This is a genomic window from Anaeromyxobacter sp. SG17 (genome assembly GCF_022690695.1).
In the GTDB taxonomy this organism is placed as follows: domain Bacteria; phylum Myxococcota; class Myxococcia; order Myxococcales; family Anaeromyxobacteraceae; genus Anaeromyxobacter; species Anaeromyxobacter soli.
This window is the reverse complement of the sequence record NZ_JALCYX010000021.1, coordinates 55,018-73,748: the sequence shown is the minus strand read 5'-3', so window position 1 is coordinate 73,748 and position 18,731 is coordinate 55,018. Positions and strand designations below refer to the sequence as shown.

Here is an 18,731-nt window from a genome sequence, read left to right as displayed (position 1 = left end):
TCGTCGGGGCCCCACCCCGGCTCGCCGGGTCCCGTGCGCCGCCGCGAGCGGCTTCGCCGCTTCCGCGGCGTCGCCCCGGCGGGCTCGCTTCGCTCGCCTGTTCGCGAATCATGATCAACCTCTTAGGCGCGCCCGGGCCTCGAGCGGGCTCCCCGGGTCATCCCGGGGAGCCCGCTTTCGTGCGAGTGCCTGTCCTACGCGGCCTTGTCCCCGGTCTCCTCCTCCTCGTGAGGGGCGGCCGGGAGGGCGCGGACGAGCCGCCCGCGCAGGCCGTCGAGGAGCGCGTACACCACCGGGACCACGACGAGCGTGAGGACCGTCGAGGCGGCGAGGCCGCCGATGATCGCCCAGGCCATGCCGGTGCGCATCTCGGCGCCGTCGCCGCGCGCGAACGCGACGGGGATCATGCCGGCGATCATCGCGATCGACGTCATGAGGATGGGGCGGAGCCGCAGCGGGCCCGCCTCGAGGAGCGCCTCGAGCGTGGTCCGGCCCTCGGCGCGGAGCTGGTTCGTGAACTCCACGATGAGGATGCCGTTCTTCGTCACGAGGCCGGCGAGCATGATCATGCCGATCATGGCGAGCATCGACATGAACTCGTGGGCGAGGAGCAGCGCCGCGATGGCGCCGATCACCGCGAGCGGCAGGGAGAGCATGATGGTGACCGGGTCGAGGAGGCTCTCGAACTGCGCCGCGAGGATCATGTAGATGAGGATGATCCCGAGCAGGAGCGCCATGAGGAACTCGCGCCCGGTGTTCGCGAGCTCCTTGCCCTGGCCCTCGAAGTCCGTCTGCACCTGCGGCGGGAACTCCTTCGCGATCCCGTTCAGGAACGAGATCGCCTCGCCGAGCGAGTAGCCCTTGAGGTTCGCGAGCATCGTCACCTGGCGCTTCAGGGCCTGGCGCTCGATCTGCGACGGGCCCTCGCCGCCCTGGAGCCGCGCCACGCTGCGCAGCTCGACGAGCTCGTTCTTGGGCGTGCGCAGGGTGAGCGCGCCGATCGCGTCCGGGTCAGCGCGGGTCTCGTCCGGGAGCCGGAGCTTCACGTCGTACTGGTTGCCCTTCTCGCGGTACGTCCCGAAGGCGTCCTGGCCGAGGAACGCGCGCAGCGTCTGGCCGACGGCCGCCGCCGGGAGCCCCACCGCGGCGGCCCGGTCGCGGTCCACCTGCACCGAGAGCAGGGGCCGCCCTGCGCGGTAGGTGGTGTCCACGTCGGTGAGGCCGGGGTTCTTCAGCATCGCGGCCTTGGTCTTCTCCACCGCCGCGAGGATCGCGTCCCAGTCGTCCGAGCGGATGTTGAACTGCACCGGCTGGGGGCGCGAGCCGCCGCCCGCCATCATCTGCTGGTCGGCCACGGAGAGCACCGTGCCCGGAGGCACCGCGAGCGACTGCCGGAGGTGCTGCTTGAACTCCTCCTGGCTGTAGCGGCGCTCGTTCACCCGGAGGAGGTTCACCGTGAGGTCGGCCTTGTTCACCGCCTCGTCCACGCCGCCGCCGACGAGGGAGAAGACGTTCACGACGCCGGGCACGCCGCGGATCTGGCCGGCGATGCGCTCCGCCTCGCGCTGCGTCTCCGCGAGCGGCGTCCCGACGGGGAGCTCCACGCTCACCGTGACGCCGCCCTGGTCCTGCGACGGGATGAACGTGAACTGGAGGAACTTGCCGAGGCCGACCGTCACGAAGAGCACGCCCACCGCCGCCGCGACGGTGAGGGCGCGGTGCGCGAGCGCCCACTCGAGCGTGCGGCGGTAGCCGCGCTCGATGGCCGTGAAGAACCGCTCCAGCACGGCCCCCACCCGCGACGTGCCGTGCCCGTGCTTCGCCAGGATGCGCGCGGACATCATCGGCGTGAGCGTCATCGAGACGAAGTACGAGATGGCCACCGCGACCGCGACCGTCACGCCGAACTGGAAGAAGAAGCGGCCGACCATCCCCTTCATGAACGCCACGGGGATGAACACCGCGATGACCGAGAGGGTCACCGCGAGCACCGCGAGCGCGATCTGCCCGGTCCCGTTCAGCGCCGCCTCGCGCGGCCGCTCGCCCTTCTCCAGGTGGCGGACGATGTTCTCGATGACGACGATGGCGTCGTCGATGAGGAGGCCGATCGAGAGGGTCAGCGCGAGCATCGTCACGGTGTTGAAGGTGAAGCCGAGCGCGTGCATGACGGCGAAGGTGCCGATGACCGAGGTCGGCAGCGCCAGCGCGGAGACGATGGTGGCGCGCCAGTCGCGCAGGAACACGAGCACGACGAGCACGGCGAGGATCGCGCCGATGACGAGGTCGTGCTGCACCGCCGAGATGGAGCCGCGGATGAACTTGGAGTTGTCGGTGACGATCTCGAGCTTGGAGCCCGCCGGGAGGCGCTGGGTGAGCGCGGCGAGGTCCCCCTTCACGCGCTCGGCCACCTCGACGGTGTTCGCGCCCGACTGCTTGCGGATGACGAGCGCGACCGCCGAGCGGCCGTCGAGGGTCGCCGCCGAGCGCGCCTCCCCGGGGCCGTCCACCACGTTCGCGACGTCGCGCACGCGGATGGGCCGGTTGCCGGGGCTCGCCACGACGAGATCGCGGATCTCCTCGACCGAGCGGGCCTCGGTCTCGAGCTTGACCACGCGCTCCTGGCCGGGCTCGAGCGTGCGGCCGCCGGGGACGGAGATGCTCTGGGCGCGGATCGCCTGGGACACGTCGGTCGCGGCGAGGCCGTAGGACCGGAGCCGGACCGGGTCGACGACCACGTTGACCTCGCGCTCGCGCCCGCCGACCACGTCGATGGAGCCCACGCCCTGGAGCCGCTGGAGGCCGGGCTTCAGCTCGTCCTCGGCGATGCGGGTGAGCTCCTCGATGGGCACCGGGCCGGAGAGGGCGAGCTGGACGATCGGCATGGCGCCGAGGTCGAGCTTCTGGACGACCGGCGTCTCGATCTCCTTCGGCAGCTTGGAGAGGGTCGCCTGCACCTTGTCGCGCACGTCCTGGGCGGCGACGTCGACGGGCTTCGAGAGCTCGAAGCGCAGGACGACCATCGAGACGCTCTCGAAGTTCTGGGAGCGGAGGGTGTCGAGGCCGGAGATGGTGTTGAGCGCCTCCTCGAGCGGCTTGGAGACGTTCTCCTCGACGGTCTCGGGGTCGGCGCCCGGCAGGATCGTCGTGACGGTGACGATGGGGAAGTCGACCTCGGGCATCTGGTCGACGCCGATGCGCGGGTACGAGAACAGGCCGAACACCACCACCGCGAGCAGGAGCATGCTCGTGAAGATGGGGCGGCGGATGAACGTTCGGATGGGGCTCACGTGCGTGCCTCGGCTCTCTGTCGGATCACTGGAGGACGCGGACGGACGCGCCGTCCTTCAGGGCCGCGCCGCTCTCGGCGACGACGAGCGCGTCGGGACCGACGCCGGACAGGACGCGGACCGTGCCGGGCCCGAGCTTCTCGACCTTGACGGGCTGGCGCTTCAGCTTGTCGGCCTCGACCGTCCAGACGAACTGCGCGCCGGCCTCCTCCGCCACCGCGCCCGCGGGGAGGAAGAGCCCCTCGGCGGCGGCGCTCCCGCCGAGCGCGATCTCGACGATGGCCCCCGCCCGGAGCTCCTTCAGCGGGCCGCCGATGGGGTCGGCGCGCACGTCGACGGTGCGGGTGCCCGCCTCGACGACCGCGCCCACCGAGCGGATCCGCGCCTTGAACGGCTTGCCCGACGGGCTGACCGTGGCGGCGAGCTCGGCGCCGGGCGCGAGGAGGTCCGCGACCGCCTCCGGCACGCCCGCGCGCACCTCGAGCGAGCCGAGGTCCACCATCGCGAGCACCGGGGTCGGCGGCACCATCGCGACGAACTCGCCCGCGCTCTTCGTCCGCGCGGTGACGACGCCGTCGAACGGCGCCCGGAGCACGTGCTTCGAGAGCTGGTCCTGCGCGGCCGCGACGGCGGCGCTCGCCTGCTGGAGCGCGGCGGCCGTCTGCAGCTCCACGGTCTCCGCCCGCTCGACCGCCGCGGGCGAGGCCGCGTCGCCGCGGGCGAGCTCGCGCGCGCGGCGGAGATCGGACTCGGCGCCCTTGTGGGCCGCGGCGGCGGCCGCGCGCGCGGCCTCCGCCTGCTGCACCTGGATGCGCGCCGTCGAGGCGTCGAGCTCGGCGAGCACGTCGCCCTTCTTCACCCGGGACCCGACGTCCACGAGGAAGCGCTGGATGCGGCCGGAGGTCTCGGCGGAGAGCACGGCCTCGTGGCGCGCGCGCAGCTCGCCGGTCGCGCGCGTCACCTGGGCGGAGCCGGCGTGGGGCTTCACGGTCCGGACGCCGATGGCGTCGGGGTGCGCGTCGCTCGGCGCGGCGGCGGGGAGGGCGGCGCCGCCGCCGCGGCCGCAGGCGAGGGTGAGGGCGGCGAGGACGGCGAGACGGGGGAGGGTACGAGTCATCGTCCGAATCTCCATTCGGCAAATTGAAGCGGCGTTTAGCACGCTGCGCCCGGTCGGACAAGGCGCTGCGGTGGGAGCGAGTGTGGGGGCCCTAGCCGCCGGCCGGGCGGCCTGCCCCCCGCAACAAGAGCTCGACGGCGTGCGCGGCTTCCCGTGCCGGGTCCGGCGCCGCGGCCGCGCCCGCGACGATCCAGGGGAGGAAGAGCGCCTGGGTGATGCCGAAGAGGACGCGCGCCGCCTCCTCGGGCGGGAAGCGCAGGTGTTCCCTGGCCCCGGACGCGGCGAGGAACTCGGTCATGCGGCGGAGGAGCGGAAGCGGGCCGTCCTCGTCGTTGCGGCAGCGGTGGCGGGGGCCCAGGTCGAAGATGATGCGGAGCGCCTGGCGGCGCGCGAAGGCGAGCTCGAACTGGCGCTGGACGAGGAGCTCGAGCCGCTGCTCGAAGGTGAGTCCCGCGGGCAGGTGGGCGTCGAAGGTCGCGAGGAACGCGCCCCTGAACTCGTCCACGAGCGCCTCGTAGATCTCGTCCTTGCTCTTGAAGTACGTGTAGAGCGACGCCGCCGTGAAGCCGACCTCGCGGGCGATCGCCTGCATGGTCGCCTCGTGGAACCCCGCCTGCGCGAACACCCGCGCCGCGGCGTCGATGATGTCGCGGCGGGTGTGCTCGATCTCTCGTGCCCGACGGGCTGATTTAATATTCGGTGCCACCGAATGCGTATTTGGCGCATGCGGGGCCCGGTGTCAAGGGGAACACGGGCATAAGAACGCCTGGACCAGGAGGAGCGAACGCATGGCGCTCGAGAGGCGGAGGCTGGGACGGCAAGGGCTGGAGGTGTCGGCGCTCGGGCTGGGCTGCATGGGGATGAGCCAGTCGTACGGCGCGGCGGACGAGGCGGAGTCCGTCGCCACGATCCACCGCGCGCTCGAGCTCGGCGTCACCTTCTTCGACACCGCCGAGGTCTACGGGCCGTTCCGGAACGAGGAGCTGCTCGGGCGTGCGCTCGCGGGGAGGCGGGACAGCGCCGTGATCGCCACGAAGTTCGGGTTCCGGATCGAGGACGGGCAGAGCGTCGGCCTCGACAGCCGGCCGGAGCACGTCCGGGAGGTGGTGGAGGCCTCGCTGCGCAGGCTGCGCACCGACCGGATCGATCTCCTCTACCAGCACCGGGTCGATCCGGCGGTGCCGATCGAGGACGTCGTCGGGGCGATGGCGGAGCAGGTGCGGCAAGGCAACGTGCGCTACCTCGGGCTCTCCGAGGCGGGCGCGCGGACCCTTCGCCGGGCCCACGCGGTCCACCCCATCTCGGCGCTGCAGAGCGAGTACTCGCTCTGGGAGCGCAACCTCGAGCCGGAGATCATCCCGCTCCTGCGCGAGCTCGGCATCGGGCTCGTCCCCTTCTCCCCGCTCGGCCGGGGGTTCCTCACCGGCGCGGTGCGGCGCGCGGAGGAGTACCCGGAGACCGACTTCAGGCGCCGCGATCCGCGCTTCCAGGGCGCGAACTTCGACGCGAACGTCCGCGCCGCCGACGCGGTGCGAGCGCTCGCGGCGCGCAAGGGCGCGACGCCCGGCCAGCTCGCGCTCGCGTGGCTCCTGCGCAGGGGCGACGACGTCGTGCCCATCCCGGGGACGAAGCGGCGCAGCTACCTCGAGGAGAACGTCGCCGCGGCGGCGCTCTCCCTGTCCCCCGCGGAGCTGGCCGAGCTCGACGCGGCGCTGCCGCCGGACAAGGTGTCGGGGCCGCGCTACGACGAGGAGCGCATGAGGACGGTGGACCGCTAGACGACGGGTCGCGTGTTCACCGGCGCGCACGTTGCTTCGAGAGCTTCACTTCAGCCGGTCGCCGCCGGGTTCACCTTCTCGAGGCGCAAGACCCCGGCGCCGGACGGGCGCCGGGGCGTGCGTTCCGGGATCGGGCACCGAGCGGCGTCCCGCGCGAAGCCGCGGCCCGACGTGGGTCAGGCCCGCTCGGGAGCGCGGCGGGTCCGGTCGTGCAGGCCGACGCGGTTGCCCTCGGTGTCGAGCAGCAGCGCGAAGTGGCCGTGCTCGCCGATGTCCGTCTTCGGCACGAGGACCTTGCCGCCCGCCGCCTCGACGCGCCGCACGCATGCGTCGAGCACGCCGTCGGCGTTCAGGTACACCACCGCCCCGTCCGAGGCCGGCCTGAAGCGCGGGTCCTTCACGAGCGCGCCGCCGACGCCGTCGGAGCTCGGGAAGAACGCCATCGGCAGCCCACCGTCGTTCACGCGGGCCCCACCTCCGAGCGGGGTGGCGAGCACCGTCTCGTAGAACCTCCGGGCCCGCTCCAGATCCTCGACCGGCAGCTCGAACCAGTTGATCGCGCTCGTCATCGCCTCGTCTCCCTTGAAGGACGAACGGAGGAATCCGTCGTCGTGGGCGTAAGATGCGCGCCGGGTGTGTCATCGTTATGTCAGGTTTCCTCTCGAGGCCCCGTGACGCGACAAGCTCGCCTGTTCGCCATCGCCGAGTACCTGCGCGGCCGCCGCACCGGGGTGACCGCGCAGCGGATCGCCGAGCGCTTCGGCGTCACCGTCCGCACCGTCTACCGCGACCTCGACGCGCTGCGGGCGGGAGACCTGCCGCTGCACGCGGAGCAGGGCCGGGGCGGCGGGTACGCGCTCGACCGGCACTACTCGCTGCCGCCCGTCAACCTCAACGCGCGCGAGGCGGCCGTGCTCGTCGCGCTCGGCGCCTACGCGAGCGCCATGCGGCTGCTCCCCTTCGGCGAGACGCTCGAGGCCGCGCTCGACAAGGTTCGAGGTGCGCTGTCGGTGTCGGCGCAGCGCGAGCTGCTCTCGGTGGTGGCGGAGCTGAAGTTCGTGGGCGTCCCCGCGCTGCCGGCTCCGGCGCCCGTGCGCGCAGCGGTCGAGGAGGCGTGGTTCACGCGCCGGCCCTTGCGCGTCCGCTACCGGCGCGCGGACGGCGGCGTCGGCGAGCGGGTCGTGCGGGTGGTCGGGGTGGTGATGGAGAGGCACACCACGCTCGTCCACTGCGTCGACTCGAGCACCGGGGAGGAGCGCCACCTGCGCCTCGACCGCATCGACTCTGCGGCGCTCGAGCGGGGGCCGTAGGGGCAGCGCACCGGGGCGCTCGCGGAGTGAGCGCACGGGCGGCTCCCCGGCACCTGACCGCAGGGCATGCGCCTGCGCCACGCCCGGGGGCGCGGGCGCGTCCGCCGGGGGCGGGGAGCGCGCCGCGCGGCGGACTCCTCGCCGCCGCGCGCAATGAAACTTCGTCATCGCGAAAAGCGCGGGACGCACTCGCTCGCCAGACTCCCGGGCGAGGCACGATCATGAGACGGGTTCGACTCCTCCTAGTCCTCGAGGGCACGAGCTTCGTGGCCGCGGCGCTCGTTCACTTCGGCGTGCTCGCCCGCGGCTACGAGCACCAGAAGGCGGGCACGGCCGAGAGCGTGATCGGCGGGGTGCTGCTCGCGGCGCTCGCGCTCACCTTCGCGAGCGCGCCGCGCACGCGCGCGATCGGGCTCGCGGCCCAGGCGTTCGCGCTCCTGGGGACGCTCGTGGGCCTGTTCACCATCGCCGTCGGCGTCGGCCCCCGCACCGCGCCCGACCTCGCCTACCACGCGGCGATCCTGTCGCTGCTGGCCGTCGGGCTCCTCGTCACGGCCCGACGCCCGGGCGCGTCACGGTCCGTGACGCCGGCCGTCGCCAGGGCGACGGGGCGATGACGGTGCACGGGAGCGCTGGCGACGACCGGCGGGTCTCGCGGCCCCGATCACTCGATCCCGTACTCGCGCAGCTTCCGAAAGAGGCCTATCGCCGCGCGATGAGCGCCTTCAGCGCCGCCCGGTCCGGCGCGAGCAGCTCCTTCACCCGCGCCTTGTTCACGTCGGCGACGATGATCTCGCCGACCTCCTGCACGACCGTGCCGAAGAGCCCCTGCGCCCTCATGCCCTCCGCCTGGCGCTGGTTGTCCTCGGTGGGCGTCACGAAGTGCACCGAGTCCACCTTGTAGCGGTGGAACAGGAACAGGAGCACGAGCGTCATCAGCCGCTTCTTGCGCAGGCCGAGATCGAAGTTGTTCTGGTCGCGCACCGACAGGATGCTGCGCCCGCGCCGGTCGTGGATGCTCGCGAAGATCACGTCGAGCTTCTTCTCCCCGTCCGCGGAGACGAGCGCGAGCTCGAGCAGATCGGACTCCGCGGTGTGCGGCCGGAGGGCGACGCGCAGCTTGCCCTGCACCCCGTGGTGCTCGCGCCACGCATCGAGCCACTCCTCGAGCAGCTTGGGCGGCACCTCGGTCTGCACGAGGTGCTGGACCTGCGTCGAGCCCTGGCCCATCGCCTTGGTGGTGGCGGTGCGGCCCGAGATCGACATGAGCCCGGCGTCGGCGCGCGGCCCGCCCACCAGCGTCTGCGGCGTGCGGTAGCCCGACTCGAGCAGGCGGAACTTCCGCTGCAGGCGCGCCAGGGCGAGCATGCCGTCCTGGCGGAGCGCGCTCGCGAACTCCTCCGCGGCGAGGCCGTCGATCTGGTGCCCGCCGTAGGTGATGAAGTTGAACACGAACCCCAGCTTCCCGAGCTCCTCGGGGAAGCGCCGCATCTGCTCGTCGTCCATCCCGGTGGTGTCCCAGTTGAAGGACGGGGAGAGGTTGTAGGCGAGCATCTTGTCGGGGAAGGCGGCGTGGATGGCGTCCGCGAACCGCCTCGCGTCGTGCAGGTCGGCCGTCTTGGTCTCCATCCAGAGCAGGTCCGCGAACGGCGCCGCGGCCAGCGACTTGGCGATCGCGTAGTCGAGGCCGCCGCGCACCTGGTAGTAGCCGTCGGGGGTCTTCGCGTGCTCGCAGTCCCAGGTGACGTCGAGGCCGATCGAGCGCGCCCGCTCCCGCGCCCGGTAGAACGGGGCGCGGTCGGCGAACGCGAGCCAGTCGGCCTTGCTCATCGCCGGCGGGTCGCCCTCGTTCTCGCGGAAGGCGATCGCCTCGCCCACCGCCTGGGCGTAGGTGGAGATGCCCGCCTCCTGCTGCCAGGCGTCGACGAACGCGTCGAAGACCTCGTCGAGCGCGGCGTCCACGGAGCGGATCGTTCCCCGGAGGTAGCCTGCGGCCGCCGCGGCGATGGCCTTCGCGAACCCGGTCCGCTCGAGCCAGGCGTCGGCGGCCGCGAGCTCCTCCTCGCAGAGCGCGTAGAGCTCGTGGCCGGAGAGCTCCTCCACGCCGGCCCGCTGGAACTGCCGCAGGATGGCGAGGAAGGCGGCCTTGAAGGTGGGCAGCGCGAGGTTCCTGGCGCCGAGGATGAACGGCTGGTCGCGGTCGTCGCCGCGGCCGTCGAGCAGGGTGGCGGACTCGGCGTCGGTGCGGGCGACGAGGATGCCCGGCACGCCCATGATGTCGAGCTGGAAGCGGGCCGCGGAGAGGCGCTTCAGCTGCTCGTCCTCGGAGACGAGCACCTTGCCGCCCTGGTGGCCGCACTTCTTCACGCCCGGCTTCTGATCCTCGATGTGGTAGCCCGGCACGCCCACCTCGACGAAGCGCCGGATGAGGTTGCGCACGTGCGCGTCACCGCCGTGGCCGGTGTCGGCGTCCGCGATGATGAAGGGCCGGAAGTCCACCGCCGCCGTCGCCCTGCGCTGCTCCTCGGTCATGCGCGCGCGGGCGTGGAGCTGGTTCCTGTCGGCGGTGAGCAGGGCGCGGACGATCGGCGCCGCCTCGTCGGGGACCTGGCTCAGCGGATAGCTCGCGAGGTCGGGGCCGGGGTCCTCGTGCGAGGAGCCCTTCGCGGAGGTGGCCCAGCCGCCGAGGTAGATGCCCTCGATCCCCATCTTCTTCATCGCCACCGCCTGCCCGGGCGAGTACGGGCCGAAGGTGGTGATGCACCGCCTCTGCTCGAACAGCTCGCGCAGGCGCGCGTGGAAGGCCTCGGCGGCGGAGCGGGCCACCGTGTAGTCCGGGCGGATGGTGCCCCGCTGCTCGATCACCTCGCGCGCCGAGTGGATCCGCTTGATGCCCGCGAAGCGGGGGCTCTCGAACCAGCGGCGAAGCTCGGCGACCTCCTTCTCGAGATCCATCTCTGTCTCCCTCGCGCCGCGAACGAGGCGGCGGACCGTGGCAAACCTTTTCTTAGTGCTGCGTGCGGAGGACGACGAGGCCCACGCGGCAGGCGCGGCCGGCTCCGTCAGGTGCTGCGCGAGGGGCGCGCCGTGAAGCGGCCGGGCGGGGCGGCGCCCGCGCGGGACCGGCGTCCATCCGCCGTGCCCCCGACGGCTGGGCCCCACCGCCCCGTGATCTCGGGGGTCAGCGAGCGTTGACCGCGCGCCCACCCCGCCCGCCGCCTAGGTCAGCTCCGCCTCCCCCTCGAAGGGCTTCGGGGGAGGTGGAAGGGAGCGAGTCATGGCCGTGGACATCAAGCAGTCTCACCGCAGGATGTTCGAGGAGGCGTGGGGGAAGGGGAACTTCGGCATCTTCGACGAGCTCTGCGACCCCAAGTACCGGAGCCACGATCCGCTGGCCGGAGACACCGATCTCGAGAAGACGCGCGAGCTGTGCCGCCAGTACCGGAACGCCTTCCCCGACATGGCCCCGACGATCCTCGGCTCCTTTGCGGATCACGACACGGTGATCACGCGGTGGCGCATGACGGGCACGCACCGCGCGGCGCTCATGGGCATCGAGCCCACCGGGGCGCGCTGCACGGTCGAGGGGATCTCGGTGGGGAAGTTCAAGGGCGCGAAGCTCGTCGAGGAGTGGACCCAGTGGGACGCGCTCGGGCTCATGCGCCAGCTCGGCGTCGCGACCGCGCCGCAGGCCGGCGCCGGGGAGCGCGCCGCCGAGAAGCGGCCGCACGCGTGACGGGCTTGGCCGAGCGCCGCGCGTCGGCCGCGCCCGGGGTGGGTCCGCGGCGGCCGCGCAGCCGCCACGGCTCACCCCCGGGCGGGTCGGCTCACGCGCGCTCGAGGCTCGAGACGTCGATGACGAACCGGTAGCGGACGTCGCCGCGCATCATGCGATCGTACGCCTCGTTGATCTTCTGGATCGGGATGATCTCGACGTCCGAGACGATGCCGTGCGCGGCGCAGTAGTCGAGCATCTCCTGGGTCTCCGCGATGCCGCCGATGAGCGATCCGGCGAGCCGCTTGTTCCCGGAGATGAGGGAGAAGGCGGCGACGGGGGTCGGCTCGGGGGGCACGCCGAGCAGCACCATGGCGCCCTTCGGGCGCAAGAGGCGCAGGTACGCGTTGTAGTCGTGCGGCGCCGAGATGGTGTCCACGATGAGGTCGAAGCGGCCCGCGAGCCTGGAGAACGTGGAGGCATCCCTGGTGGACGCGAACCCGTGCGCGCCCAGCCGGCGCGCGTCCGCCTCCTTCGAGGCGGACGTGCTCAGCATCGTGACCTCGGCGCCCATGGAGGCCGCGAGCTTGACCGCCATGTGGCCCAGGCCGCCGAGGCCGACCACGGCGACGCGGTCTCCGGGCTTGCAGTTCCACTGGCGCAGCGGGGAGTAGGTGGTGATGCCGGCGCAGAGGAGCGGCGCGGCGCCGGCCGGATCGAGGCTGGCCGGGACCTTCAGGACGAACCGCTCGTCGACGACGACGCGCGTCGAGTAGCCGCCGTACGTCCGCGTGCGCCGGTCCATCTCCGTCCCGTTGTAGGTGAAGGCGGCGCCCTTCTCGCAGAACTGCTCGCTGTCGTGCCGGCAGGGATCGCACTCGCGGCAGGAGTCGACCATGCACCCCACGCCCGCGACGTCGCCCGGCGCGAGCTTCGTCACGGCCTTCCCGACCTCGCGGACGCGGCCGACGATCTCGTGGCCCGGCACCATGGGGAAGATCCCGCCGCCCCACTCGTCGCGCGCCTGGTGGATGTCGGAGTGGCAGACCCCGCAGTACAGGATGTCGACGAGCACGTCGTGCGGTCCCGGGTCGCGGCGCTCGACGGTGAAGGGAGCGAGCGGCGCTCCGGGGGAGGGGGCGGCGTAGGCGGGGGTCTTCGACATCGGGCTTCCTTTCGACGGCTCCGCGAGGAGCGCTCCGGGGAACGGGGGGTAATGTGCGCCGGGCCGCCGCGCGAGGAAACGGCAAAATCCCGCATGCGTCATCCAGCTTCTCTTCACGACGGCCGCGGAAGAGGGCTCACGCCTGCTTGATCTCGTGCACGAGCTTCGCGAGCGACGCCTTCGCGTCGCCGAAGAGCATCGCGGTGTTCTCCCGGTAGAAGAGCTCGTTCTCGATGCCGGCGAAGCCGGGGTTCATCGAGCGCTTCATCACGATGACCTGCTTCGCCTCGTCGACGTTCAGGATGGGCATCCCGTAGATGGGCGAGGCCTTGTCCGTGCGGGCGGCGGGGTTCACCACGTCGTTCGCGCCGATCACGAGCGCCACGTCGGCGTTCTTGAACTCGTCGTTGATCTCGTCCATCTCCTTCAGCTTCTCGTAGGGGATGTCCGCCTCGGCGAGCAGCACGTTCATGTGGCCGGGCATGCGGCCGGCGACCGGGTGGATGGCGTAGAGCACCGTCCCGCCGTTCTTCTCGATGAGCGCCGCGAGCTCGCGGACCTGGTGCTGCGCCTGCGCGACGGCCATGCCGTAGCCCGGCACCACGATGACGAGCCGGGCGTAGGCGAGCTGGATGGCGGCGTCCTCGGGGGTGATCGCGTGGACGGTGAGCCCCTGCGCGGTCTTCTGCGCGGCCTCGGGGGCGGCGCCGAACGCGCCGAAGAGCACGTTCGCGAACGACCGGTTCATCGCCCGGCTCATGATGATGGAGAGGATGAAGCCGGAGGCGCCGTCGAGCGCCCCCGCGATGATGAGGACGTTGTTGCCGATGGCGAACCCCGTCGCCGAGGAGGCGAGGCCGGCGTACGAGTTGAGGAGCGAGATGACGACCGGCATGTCGGCGCCGCCGATGGGCAGCACCAGGGAGACGCCGAAGACGAGGCCGAGCACGACCATCGCGTAGAACGCGCCCGGGTTCGCCGGGTCGGCGACGAGCCAGGCGAACAGCGCGGCGGCCGCGGCGAACATGCCGATCGAGACGAGGTTCTGGCCCTTGAACGTCACCGGCCGGGAGGGGAGCAGCTCCTGCAGCTTCCCGAACGCCATGAAGCTGCCGGTGATGGTGAGCGCGCCGAACAGCACCTCGAAGCCCAGCGCGGCCATGACGGACCGCGAGACCTCCGCCCCGTTGCCGAGGTGCCAGAACTCCGCGACCCCGACGAGCGTGGCCGCGACGGCCCCGAACATGTGGGAGATCGCGATCCGCTGCGGCATCGCGGTCATGGGCACGTACACGCCGAGCGGGTAGCCGACGAGCGAGCCGAGCACGAGCCCGGCGATGATCCACTCGTAGCGCACGATCTCGTGGTTCACGAGCGTGCCCACGATCGCGACGAGCATGCCGAGCGCGGCGAGCTGCATGCCGCGCCGGGCGCGATCGGGGAGGGTGAGGCTGCGCAGGCCGAGGATGAAGAGGATCGAGGCGAGGAGGTAGGCGGCCTCGATGAAGACGGTGCGGGGGCTCACTTGCGCGGCCCCCCGCGGTCGGCCCGCTTGAACATCTTGAGCATGCGGTCGGTGATGATGAAGCCGCCGACGACGTTGATGGTGGCGCTCGTCACCGCGATGAACCCGAGGACGGTCGGGAGGGCGCCGCGGTCCGCGCCCGCCATGACGAGCGAGCCGACGAGCGAGATCGCGCTGATGGCGTTCGTCGCCGACATGAGCGGCGTGTGGAGGAGGGCGGGCACGCGGGTGATCGTGAAGAACCCCACGAACCCGGCGAGCACGAAGACGTAGATCTCGATGAGCTCCAGGCCTGGCATGGATGATCCTCCCTAGCCGCGGACCTGCCCGTCGTGGACGACGAGCATGGCGCCGGTGATCTCGTCCTGCGGGTCGAGCACGAGCCGGCCGTCCTTCGCGAGGTGCTGCAGCAAGGTCGTGACGTTGCGGCCGTACATCTGGCTCGCGTGGAACGGCACCGTGGAGGGGAGGTTCAGGGGGCCGAGCACGGTGACGCCCGCCTCGACCACCGCCTCGCCCGGGCGCGTGAGCTCGCAGTTGCCGCCCGACTCCGCCGCGAGGTCCACCACCACCGAGCCGGGCCGCATCGAGCGGATCATGTCGGCGGTGAGGAGCCGCGGCGCCGGCCGGCCGGGGATCTGGGCGGTCGTGACGACGAGGTCCATGTCCTTCACGTGCGCCGCGATCGCGCCGAGCACGCGCTCCTGCTCGGAGGCGCCGAGCTCCTTCGCGTAGCCTCCCGCGCCCTCCGCGGTGACCTCCTGGACCTCCACGAACGACGCGCCGAGCGACTGCACCTGCTCCTTCACCACCGGGCGCACGTCGAAGGCGGAGACCACCGCGCCGAGCCGGCGCGCGGTGGCGATGGCCTGCAGGCCGGCGACCCCCGCGCCGACGACGAACGCCTTGGCCGGCGCGAGCGTGCCCGCGGCGGTGGTCATCATGGGGAGGATGCGAGGCAGCGCGTTCGCGCCGACGAGGACCGCCTTGTACCCGGCGAGCGTCGCCTGGGAGCTGAGCGCGTCCATGGACTGGGCGCGCGTCGTGCGAGGCACCTTCTCCATGGCGAGCGCCGACACGCGCCGCGCCGCGAGCCGCGCGAGGAGCGGCCCGCCCTGGTGCGGCGCGAGGAGCGCGACGAGGAGCGCGCCCTGCGGCAGGAGGTCGGCCTCCGCCTCCGACGGCCGCTGCACGCGCACCACTACCTCGGCGCCCTCGAGCGCGGCGGGGCCGTCCGCGAGCGCCGCCCCCGCGGCCTCGTAGGCCTGGTCGGGGAAGCCGGCCGCCACCCCGGCGCCGCGCTCGACGCGGAGCTCGTGCTGCTGCTTCACGAGCCGCGCCACGTTCTCCGGCACGAGCGCCACGCGGCGCTCCCCGGGCGACGTCTCCCTCGCCACTGCGATGCGCATGGTTCCCTCGCGCGCCGCGTCCGCCGCGGCGACACGCGGCCGCCCGGCCCCTCCTGGAGGCCGCACGGTCGCCGGGGGAGCCTCTAACCGGGCAACGGCGCGGCGCAAGGTGCAAAGGCCCGGGCAAAGCGACGCGCCGCGCCGAGGAGGACACCATGGGAGAACGGAGACCAGGACAGGACGCGCCGGAGATCCCCCGCGTGCCACCGCCGCAACCGGAGCTGCCGGGGCGTGGCGCGCAGCCGGACCGCGAGGTGCCGGGCATCCCCCGGCCGGAGCCCGAGCTCCCCGGCCGCCGGCCGGAGCGGCCGGAGGCGCCGATGGATCCCAACGCTCCCGGGGAGTGAAGGCGCCCGGCGGGCGGGACGGCGCAGGAACGCCCGGCGGCCAGGGCGGGGAGACCGCCTCGGGCCGGCGCAACTCGCGCGACCGGGCTCCGGGCTACCTCCCCGTGATGTAGTCCTGCAGCTGCTCGATCACGAACTGCTTCTCGTCGAGCATGAGCTGGATGATGTCGCGCATCGAGACGACGCCCACCACGCGCCCCTCCTCCTCGACGAGCAGGTGGCGGGTGTAGTGGTCGCGCATGAGCGCCGCGCACTCCGCCTCGCTCGCGCTCGACGGGACGTGCGGCAGGCCCGTCCGCATGGCCTCGCGGATGGGGAGGCCGCCGTCGCCGCCGCGGGCGAGCACGGTCATGACGAGGTCGCGCTCGGTGACGAGCCCGACCACGCCGCCGGCGTCCTTCACGCCCACGGAGCCGATCCTCCGATCGGCCATGAGCTGCGCCGCCTGGCGGATGGGGGCCGTGGCGTCGAGCGCCACGACGTCGCGGGTCACGTGCTTGTGGATCGAGGCCATGCGCCGCTCCTCTCTGGGGAGGATGGGTCCGTAACGAGCGGGCGGGGCGAGGCGCCGCGACGCAGCGTGGAAAAAGCGGGGCTTGCCCGCGAGGGACCCGGGGCGGCGCCGCGTGCGTGACGCTCAGAACTTGTCGATCCGCACCGGCCACATCCCGCGCTCGACCCCGGTGTAGCGCCGAACGCAGGAGGGGGCGGCGTCGGGACGGTCCCACACCATCGGCGCGAACTGCGCGTCCACCTGCTCCCAGCGCGAGTTCGAGTGCATGGGGTCGCCGAGCTTGTAGTGTCCGAGCTCGTGGAGGAGCTCCGACGCCTCGAAGCAGCCCTCCGCGTCCGGCGGCACCCGCACCGAGAGGGTCTTCTCCAGGTAGTCGGTGCAGCCGTCGTTGTGCGACGCGAGGTAGCAGGCGTACTCGGCGTCCTCGCGGAACTGGATGCGCCAGCCGCCCAGGTTCGCGAGCCCCCAGAACGGAAGCTCGCGGTCGAGCAGGGAGGAGACCCGCTGCTCCGCGTCGGCCAGATCGGCCGGATCGTTCACGAACTCGATGCACGCGTCGCGGACGTAGAAGTCGCAGTGCCAGGGCTCGCACGCGCCGAGGCACAGCGCCGCCGCGATCGCCGCCGCCCAGATCCGCACGATGCCCCCGCCCCGCGCAGCGACCACGTCTGAAGCTAGGACTCGCCACCTCCGCCGCGAACGCCCCGGCCCATCGTGGCCCGCGCCCGGCCGGGCCGCCCCCGCCCCGTTCACGCTCCGAGAACCGGGACGGCGGTCCCTCGCCCGTCCGCCCGTCCGGGCGTATACACGGGAGCGCGCGGGATCCGGGACCCCTCGCGGAATCCTCCGCTTGCGGGTGCCCGGTGCGATCTTAGAACTGGCAGGAGGTCACGGACGCCGGATGGCAATCTTCCAGCGAAGGCGCGGCCAGGATCCGCTCTGGTACAAGGACGCGGTCATCTACGAGACGCACGTGAAGTCGTTCTACGACTCCAACGGCGACGGGATCGGCGATCTGCGCGGCCTCGTGGAGAAGCTCGACTACCTCCAGGACCTCGGCATCAACTGCCTCTGGCTGCTGCCGCTCTTCCCGTCGCCGCTCAAGGACGACGGCTACGACATCGCCGACTACCGCGGCGTCCACCCCGACTACGGGACGATGGACGACTTCCGCCAGCTCGTCGCGGCGGCGCACGCGCGCGGCATCCGGGTCCTCATCGAGCTCGTGGTGAACCACACCTCGGACCAGCACCCCTGGTTCCAGCGGGCGCGGCGCGCGCTGCCGGGCTCGTCCGAGCGCGCGTTCTACGTGTGGAGCGACACCGATCAGAAGTACCGCGACGCGCGCATCATCTTCACCGACACCGAGAAGTCGAACTGGACCTGGGATCCCGAGGCGAAGCAGTACTACTGGCACCGGTTCTTCAGCCACCAGCCGGACCTCAACTTCGAGAACCCGGCGGTCCTCCAGGAGGTGCTCGACGCCCTGAGCTTCTGGGCGGAGCTGGGCGTCGACGCGTTCCGGCTCGACGCCGTGCCGTACCTCATCGAGCAGGACGGGACGAACTGCGAGAACCTCCCCGGCACGCACCAGGTGATCAAGCAGATCCGGCGCCACGTGGACGAGCACTTCCCAGGCCGCATGCTCCTCGCGGAGGCGAACCAGTGGCCCGACGACGTCCGCCCGTACTTCGGCGACGGCGACGAGTGCCACATGGCGTTCCACTTCCCGCTCATGCCGCGCATCTTCATGGCGCTGCGGCTCGAGGACGTGGAGCCGATCGTCGAGATCATGCGGCGCACGCCGCCCATCCCGGACACCGCCCAGTGGGCGCTCTTCCTGCGCAACCACGACGAGCTGACGCTCGAGATGGTGACGAGCGACGAGCGGGACTACATGTACCTCGCGTACGGCCAGGACCCGCGCATGAAGCTCAACGTCGGGATCCGCCGCCGCCTCATGCCGCTCGTCGAGAACAGCCGCCGGCGCATGGAGCTCCTGAACAGCCTGCTGTTCTCGTTCCCCGGCACGCCGGTCGTCTACTACGGCGACGAGATCGGCATGGGCGACAACATCTACCTCCACGACCGCAACGGCGTGCGGACGCCCATGCAGTGGACCCCCGACCGCAACGCCGGCTTCTCGCGCGCCGACCCGAGCCGCCTCTACAGCGCGCCCATCTCCGACGCCGTCTACGGCTACCAGGCCGTGAACGTGGAGGGGCAGTCGCGCGATCCGTCCTCGCTCCTCCAGTGGATGCGGAACACCATCGCGCTCCGCAAGCTCTTCAAGGCCTTCGGGCGGGGGACGATGGAGTTCCTGCAGGTCGCGAACCGGAAGGTGCTCGCCTACGTCCGGCGCTGGGAGGAGGACGTCATCCTGTGCGTCGCGAACGTGTCCCGCTCCGCGCAGCCGGCGGAGCTCGACCTCGCGGCCTTCGAGGGCTACGTCCCGGTGGAGATGCTGGGCTACACGGAGTTTCCGCGGATCGGCAAGCTCCCCTACTTCCTCACCCTCGGCCCGTACGGCTTCTACTGGTTCGAGCTCAGGAAACCGCACTGAC

17 protein-coding genes are annotated in these 18,731 nt (G+C 72.1%); 6 read left to right on the top strand and 11 right to left on the bottom strand.

Features of this window, described 5'->3' with window-relative positions; genetic code table 11:
* Nucleotides 1-194 precede the first annotated feature (194 nt).
* The 3 genes from MNY60_RS10620 to MNY60_RS10610 all read right to left on the bottom strand — a co-directional run bounded on the left by MNY60_RS10620 (nucleotide 195) and on the right by MNY60_RS10610 (nucleotide 5,110).
* Entirely contained in the window at nucleotides 195-3,287 is a 3,093-nt protein-coding gene (locus MNY60_RS10620) for an efflux RND transporter permease subunit (protein WP_242360606.1), read from the bottom strand.
* A gap of 25 nt (nucleotides 3,288-3,312) precedes the next feature.
* Nucleotides 3,313-4,404 (bottom strand): efflux RND transporter periplasmic adaptor subunit, encoded by a 1,092-nt coding sequence (locus MNY60_RS10615; RefSeq protein WP_242352814.1) that lies wholly within the window; start codon nucleotides 4,402-4,404, stop codon nucleotides 3,313-3,315.
* Nucleotides 4,405-4,495: 91 nt separating this feature from the next.
* Nucleotides 4,496-5,110, bottom strand: a complete 615-nt coding sequence (locus MNY60_RS10610) for a TetR/AcrR family transcriptional regulator (RefSeq protein WP_242352815.1) — start codon at nucleotides 5,108-5,110, stop codon at nucleotides 4,496-4,498.
* Nucleotides 5,111-5,192: 82 nt separating this feature from the next.
* Between MNY60_RS10610 and MNY60_RS10605 the strand changes: the two genes are divergently transcribed.
* Nucleotides 5,193-6,182, top strand: coding sequence for an aldo/keto reductase (locus MNY60_RS10605; protein WP_242360605.1), 990 nt, complete (start codon nucleotides 5,193-5,195; stop codon nucleotides 6,180-6,182).
* 176 nt (nucleotides 6,183-6,358) lie between these two features.
* Here the strand turns inward: MNY60_RS10605 and MNY60_RS10600 are convergent, their stop codons facing one another.
* Nucleotides 6,359-6,751, bottom strand: coding sequence for a VOC family protein (locus MNY60_RS10600; RefSeq protein WP_242360604.1), 393 nt, complete (start codon nucleotides 6,749-6,751; stop codon nucleotides 6,359-6,361).
* 102 nt (nucleotides 6,752-6,853) lie between these two features.
* Between MNY60_RS10600 and MNY60_RS10595 the strand changes: the two genes are divergently transcribed.
* Both MNY60_RS10595 and MNY60_RS10590 read left to right on the top strand, forming a co-directional pair.
* On the top strand, nucleotides 6,854-7,492 hold the full coding sequence (locus MNY60_RS10595) for a YafY family protein (protein WP_242334965.1): 639 nt from the start codon (nucleotides 6,854-6,856) through the stop codon (nucleotides 7,490-7,492).
* 221 nt (nucleotides 7,493-7,713) lie between these two features.
* Complete coding sequence (locus tag MNY60_RS10590; protein WP_242360603.1) at nucleotides 7,714-8,109, top strand: hypothetical protein; 396 nt, start codon at nucleotides 7,714-7,716, stop codon at nucleotides 8,107-8,109.
* An 85-nt stretch (nucleotides 8,110-8,194) separates the two neighbouring features.
* Here the strand turns inward: MNY60_RS10590 and aceA are convergent, their stop codons facing one another.
* Complete coding sequence (gene aceA, locus MNY60_RS10585) at nucleotides 8,195-10,447, bottom strand: isocitrate lyase ICL2 (RefSeq protein WP_242360602.1); 2,253 nt, start codon at nucleotides 10,445-10,447, stop codon at nucleotides 8,195-8,197.
* Nucleotides 10,448-10,769: 322 nt separating this feature from the next.
* Between aceA and MNY60_RS10580 the strand changes: the two genes are divergently transcribed.
* Nucleotides 10,770-11,228, top strand: coding sequence for an ester cyclase (locus MNY60_RS10580; RefSeq protein ID WP_242360601.1), 459 nt, complete (start codon nucleotides 10,770-10,772; stop codon nucleotides 11,226-11,228).
* A gap of 91 nt (nucleotides 11,229-11,319) precedes the next feature.
* Here MNY60_RS10580 and MNY60_RS10575 read toward each other — a convergent pair whose 3' ends face one another.
* The 4 genes from MNY60_RS10575 to MNY60_RS10560 form a co-directional block, all read right to left on the bottom strand.
* Nucleotides 11,320-12,372, bottom strand: a complete 1,053-nt coding sequence (locus MNY60_RS10575) for an NAD(P)-dependent alcohol dehydrogenase (protein WP_242360600.1) — start codon at nucleotides 12,370-12,372, stop codon at nucleotides 11,320-11,322.
* Between the two features lie 136 nt (nucleotides 12,373-12,508).
* Nucleotides 12,509-13,897: an NAD(P)(+) transhydrogenase (Re/Si-specific) subunit beta gene (locus tag MNY60_RS10570; protein ID WP_242360599.1), complete on the bottom strand. Its 1,389-nt coding sequence runs from the start codon at nucleotides 13,895-13,897 to the stop codon at nucleotides 12,509-12,511.
* Nucleotides 13,894-14,196 carry an NAD(P) transhydrogenase subunit alpha gene (locus MNY60_RS10565; RefSeq protein ID WP_242334929.1) on the bottom strand — a complete coding sequence of 101 codons (303 nt, stop codon included), beginning with the start codon at nucleotides 14,194-14,196 and terminating at the stop codon, nucleotides 13,894-13,896. Before MNY60_RS10565 ends, MNY60_RS10570 begins: the two co-directional genes overlap by 4 nt.
* Nucleotides 14,197-14,208: 12 nt before the next feature.
* Entirely contained in the window at nucleotides 14,209-15,306 is a 1,098-nt protein-coding gene (locus MNY60_RS10560) for a Re/Si-specific NAD(P)(+) transhydrogenase subunit alpha (protein ID WP_242360609.1), read from the bottom strand.
* Nucleotides 15,307-15,461: 155 nt separating this feature from the next.
* On the opposite strand from MNY60_RS10560, the gene MNY60_RS10555 reads away from it, so the two are divergent.
* Nucleotides 15,462-15,653: a hypothetical protein gene (locus tag MNY60_RS10555; protein ID WP_242360610.1), complete on the top strand. Its 192-nt coding sequence runs from the start codon at nucleotides 15,462-15,464 to the stop codon at nucleotides 15,651-15,653.
* 94 nt (nucleotides 15,654-15,747) lie between these two features.
* Here the strand turns inward: MNY60_RS10555 and MNY60_RS10550 are convergent, their stop codons facing one another.
* Both MNY60_RS10550 and MNY60_RS10545 read right to left on the bottom strand, forming a co-directional pair.
* Nucleotides 15,748-16,167: a cyclic nucleotide-binding/CBS domain-containing protein gene (locus tag MNY60_RS10550; RefSeq protein ID WP_242360598.1), complete on the bottom strand. Its 420-nt coding sequence runs from the start codon at nucleotides 16,165-16,167 to the stop codon at nucleotides 15,748-15,750.
* 123 nt (nucleotides 16,168-16,290) lie between these two features.
* Entirely contained in the window at nucleotides 16,291-16,833 is a 543-nt protein-coding gene (locus tag MNY60_RS10545) for a hypothetical protein (protein WP_242334917.1), read from the bottom strand.
* 235 nt (nucleotides 16,834-17,068) lie between these two features.
* On the opposite strand from MNY60_RS10545, the gene treS reads away from it, so the two are divergent.
* Nucleotides 17,069-18,730, top strand: a complete 1,662-nt coding sequence (gene treS / locus MNY60_RS10540; RefSeq protein ID WP_242334914.1) for a maltose alpha-D-glucosyltransferase — start codon at nucleotides 17,069-17,071, stop codon at nucleotides 18,728-18,730.
* The last annotated feature ends 1 nt before the right edge of the window (nucleotide 18,731 follow it).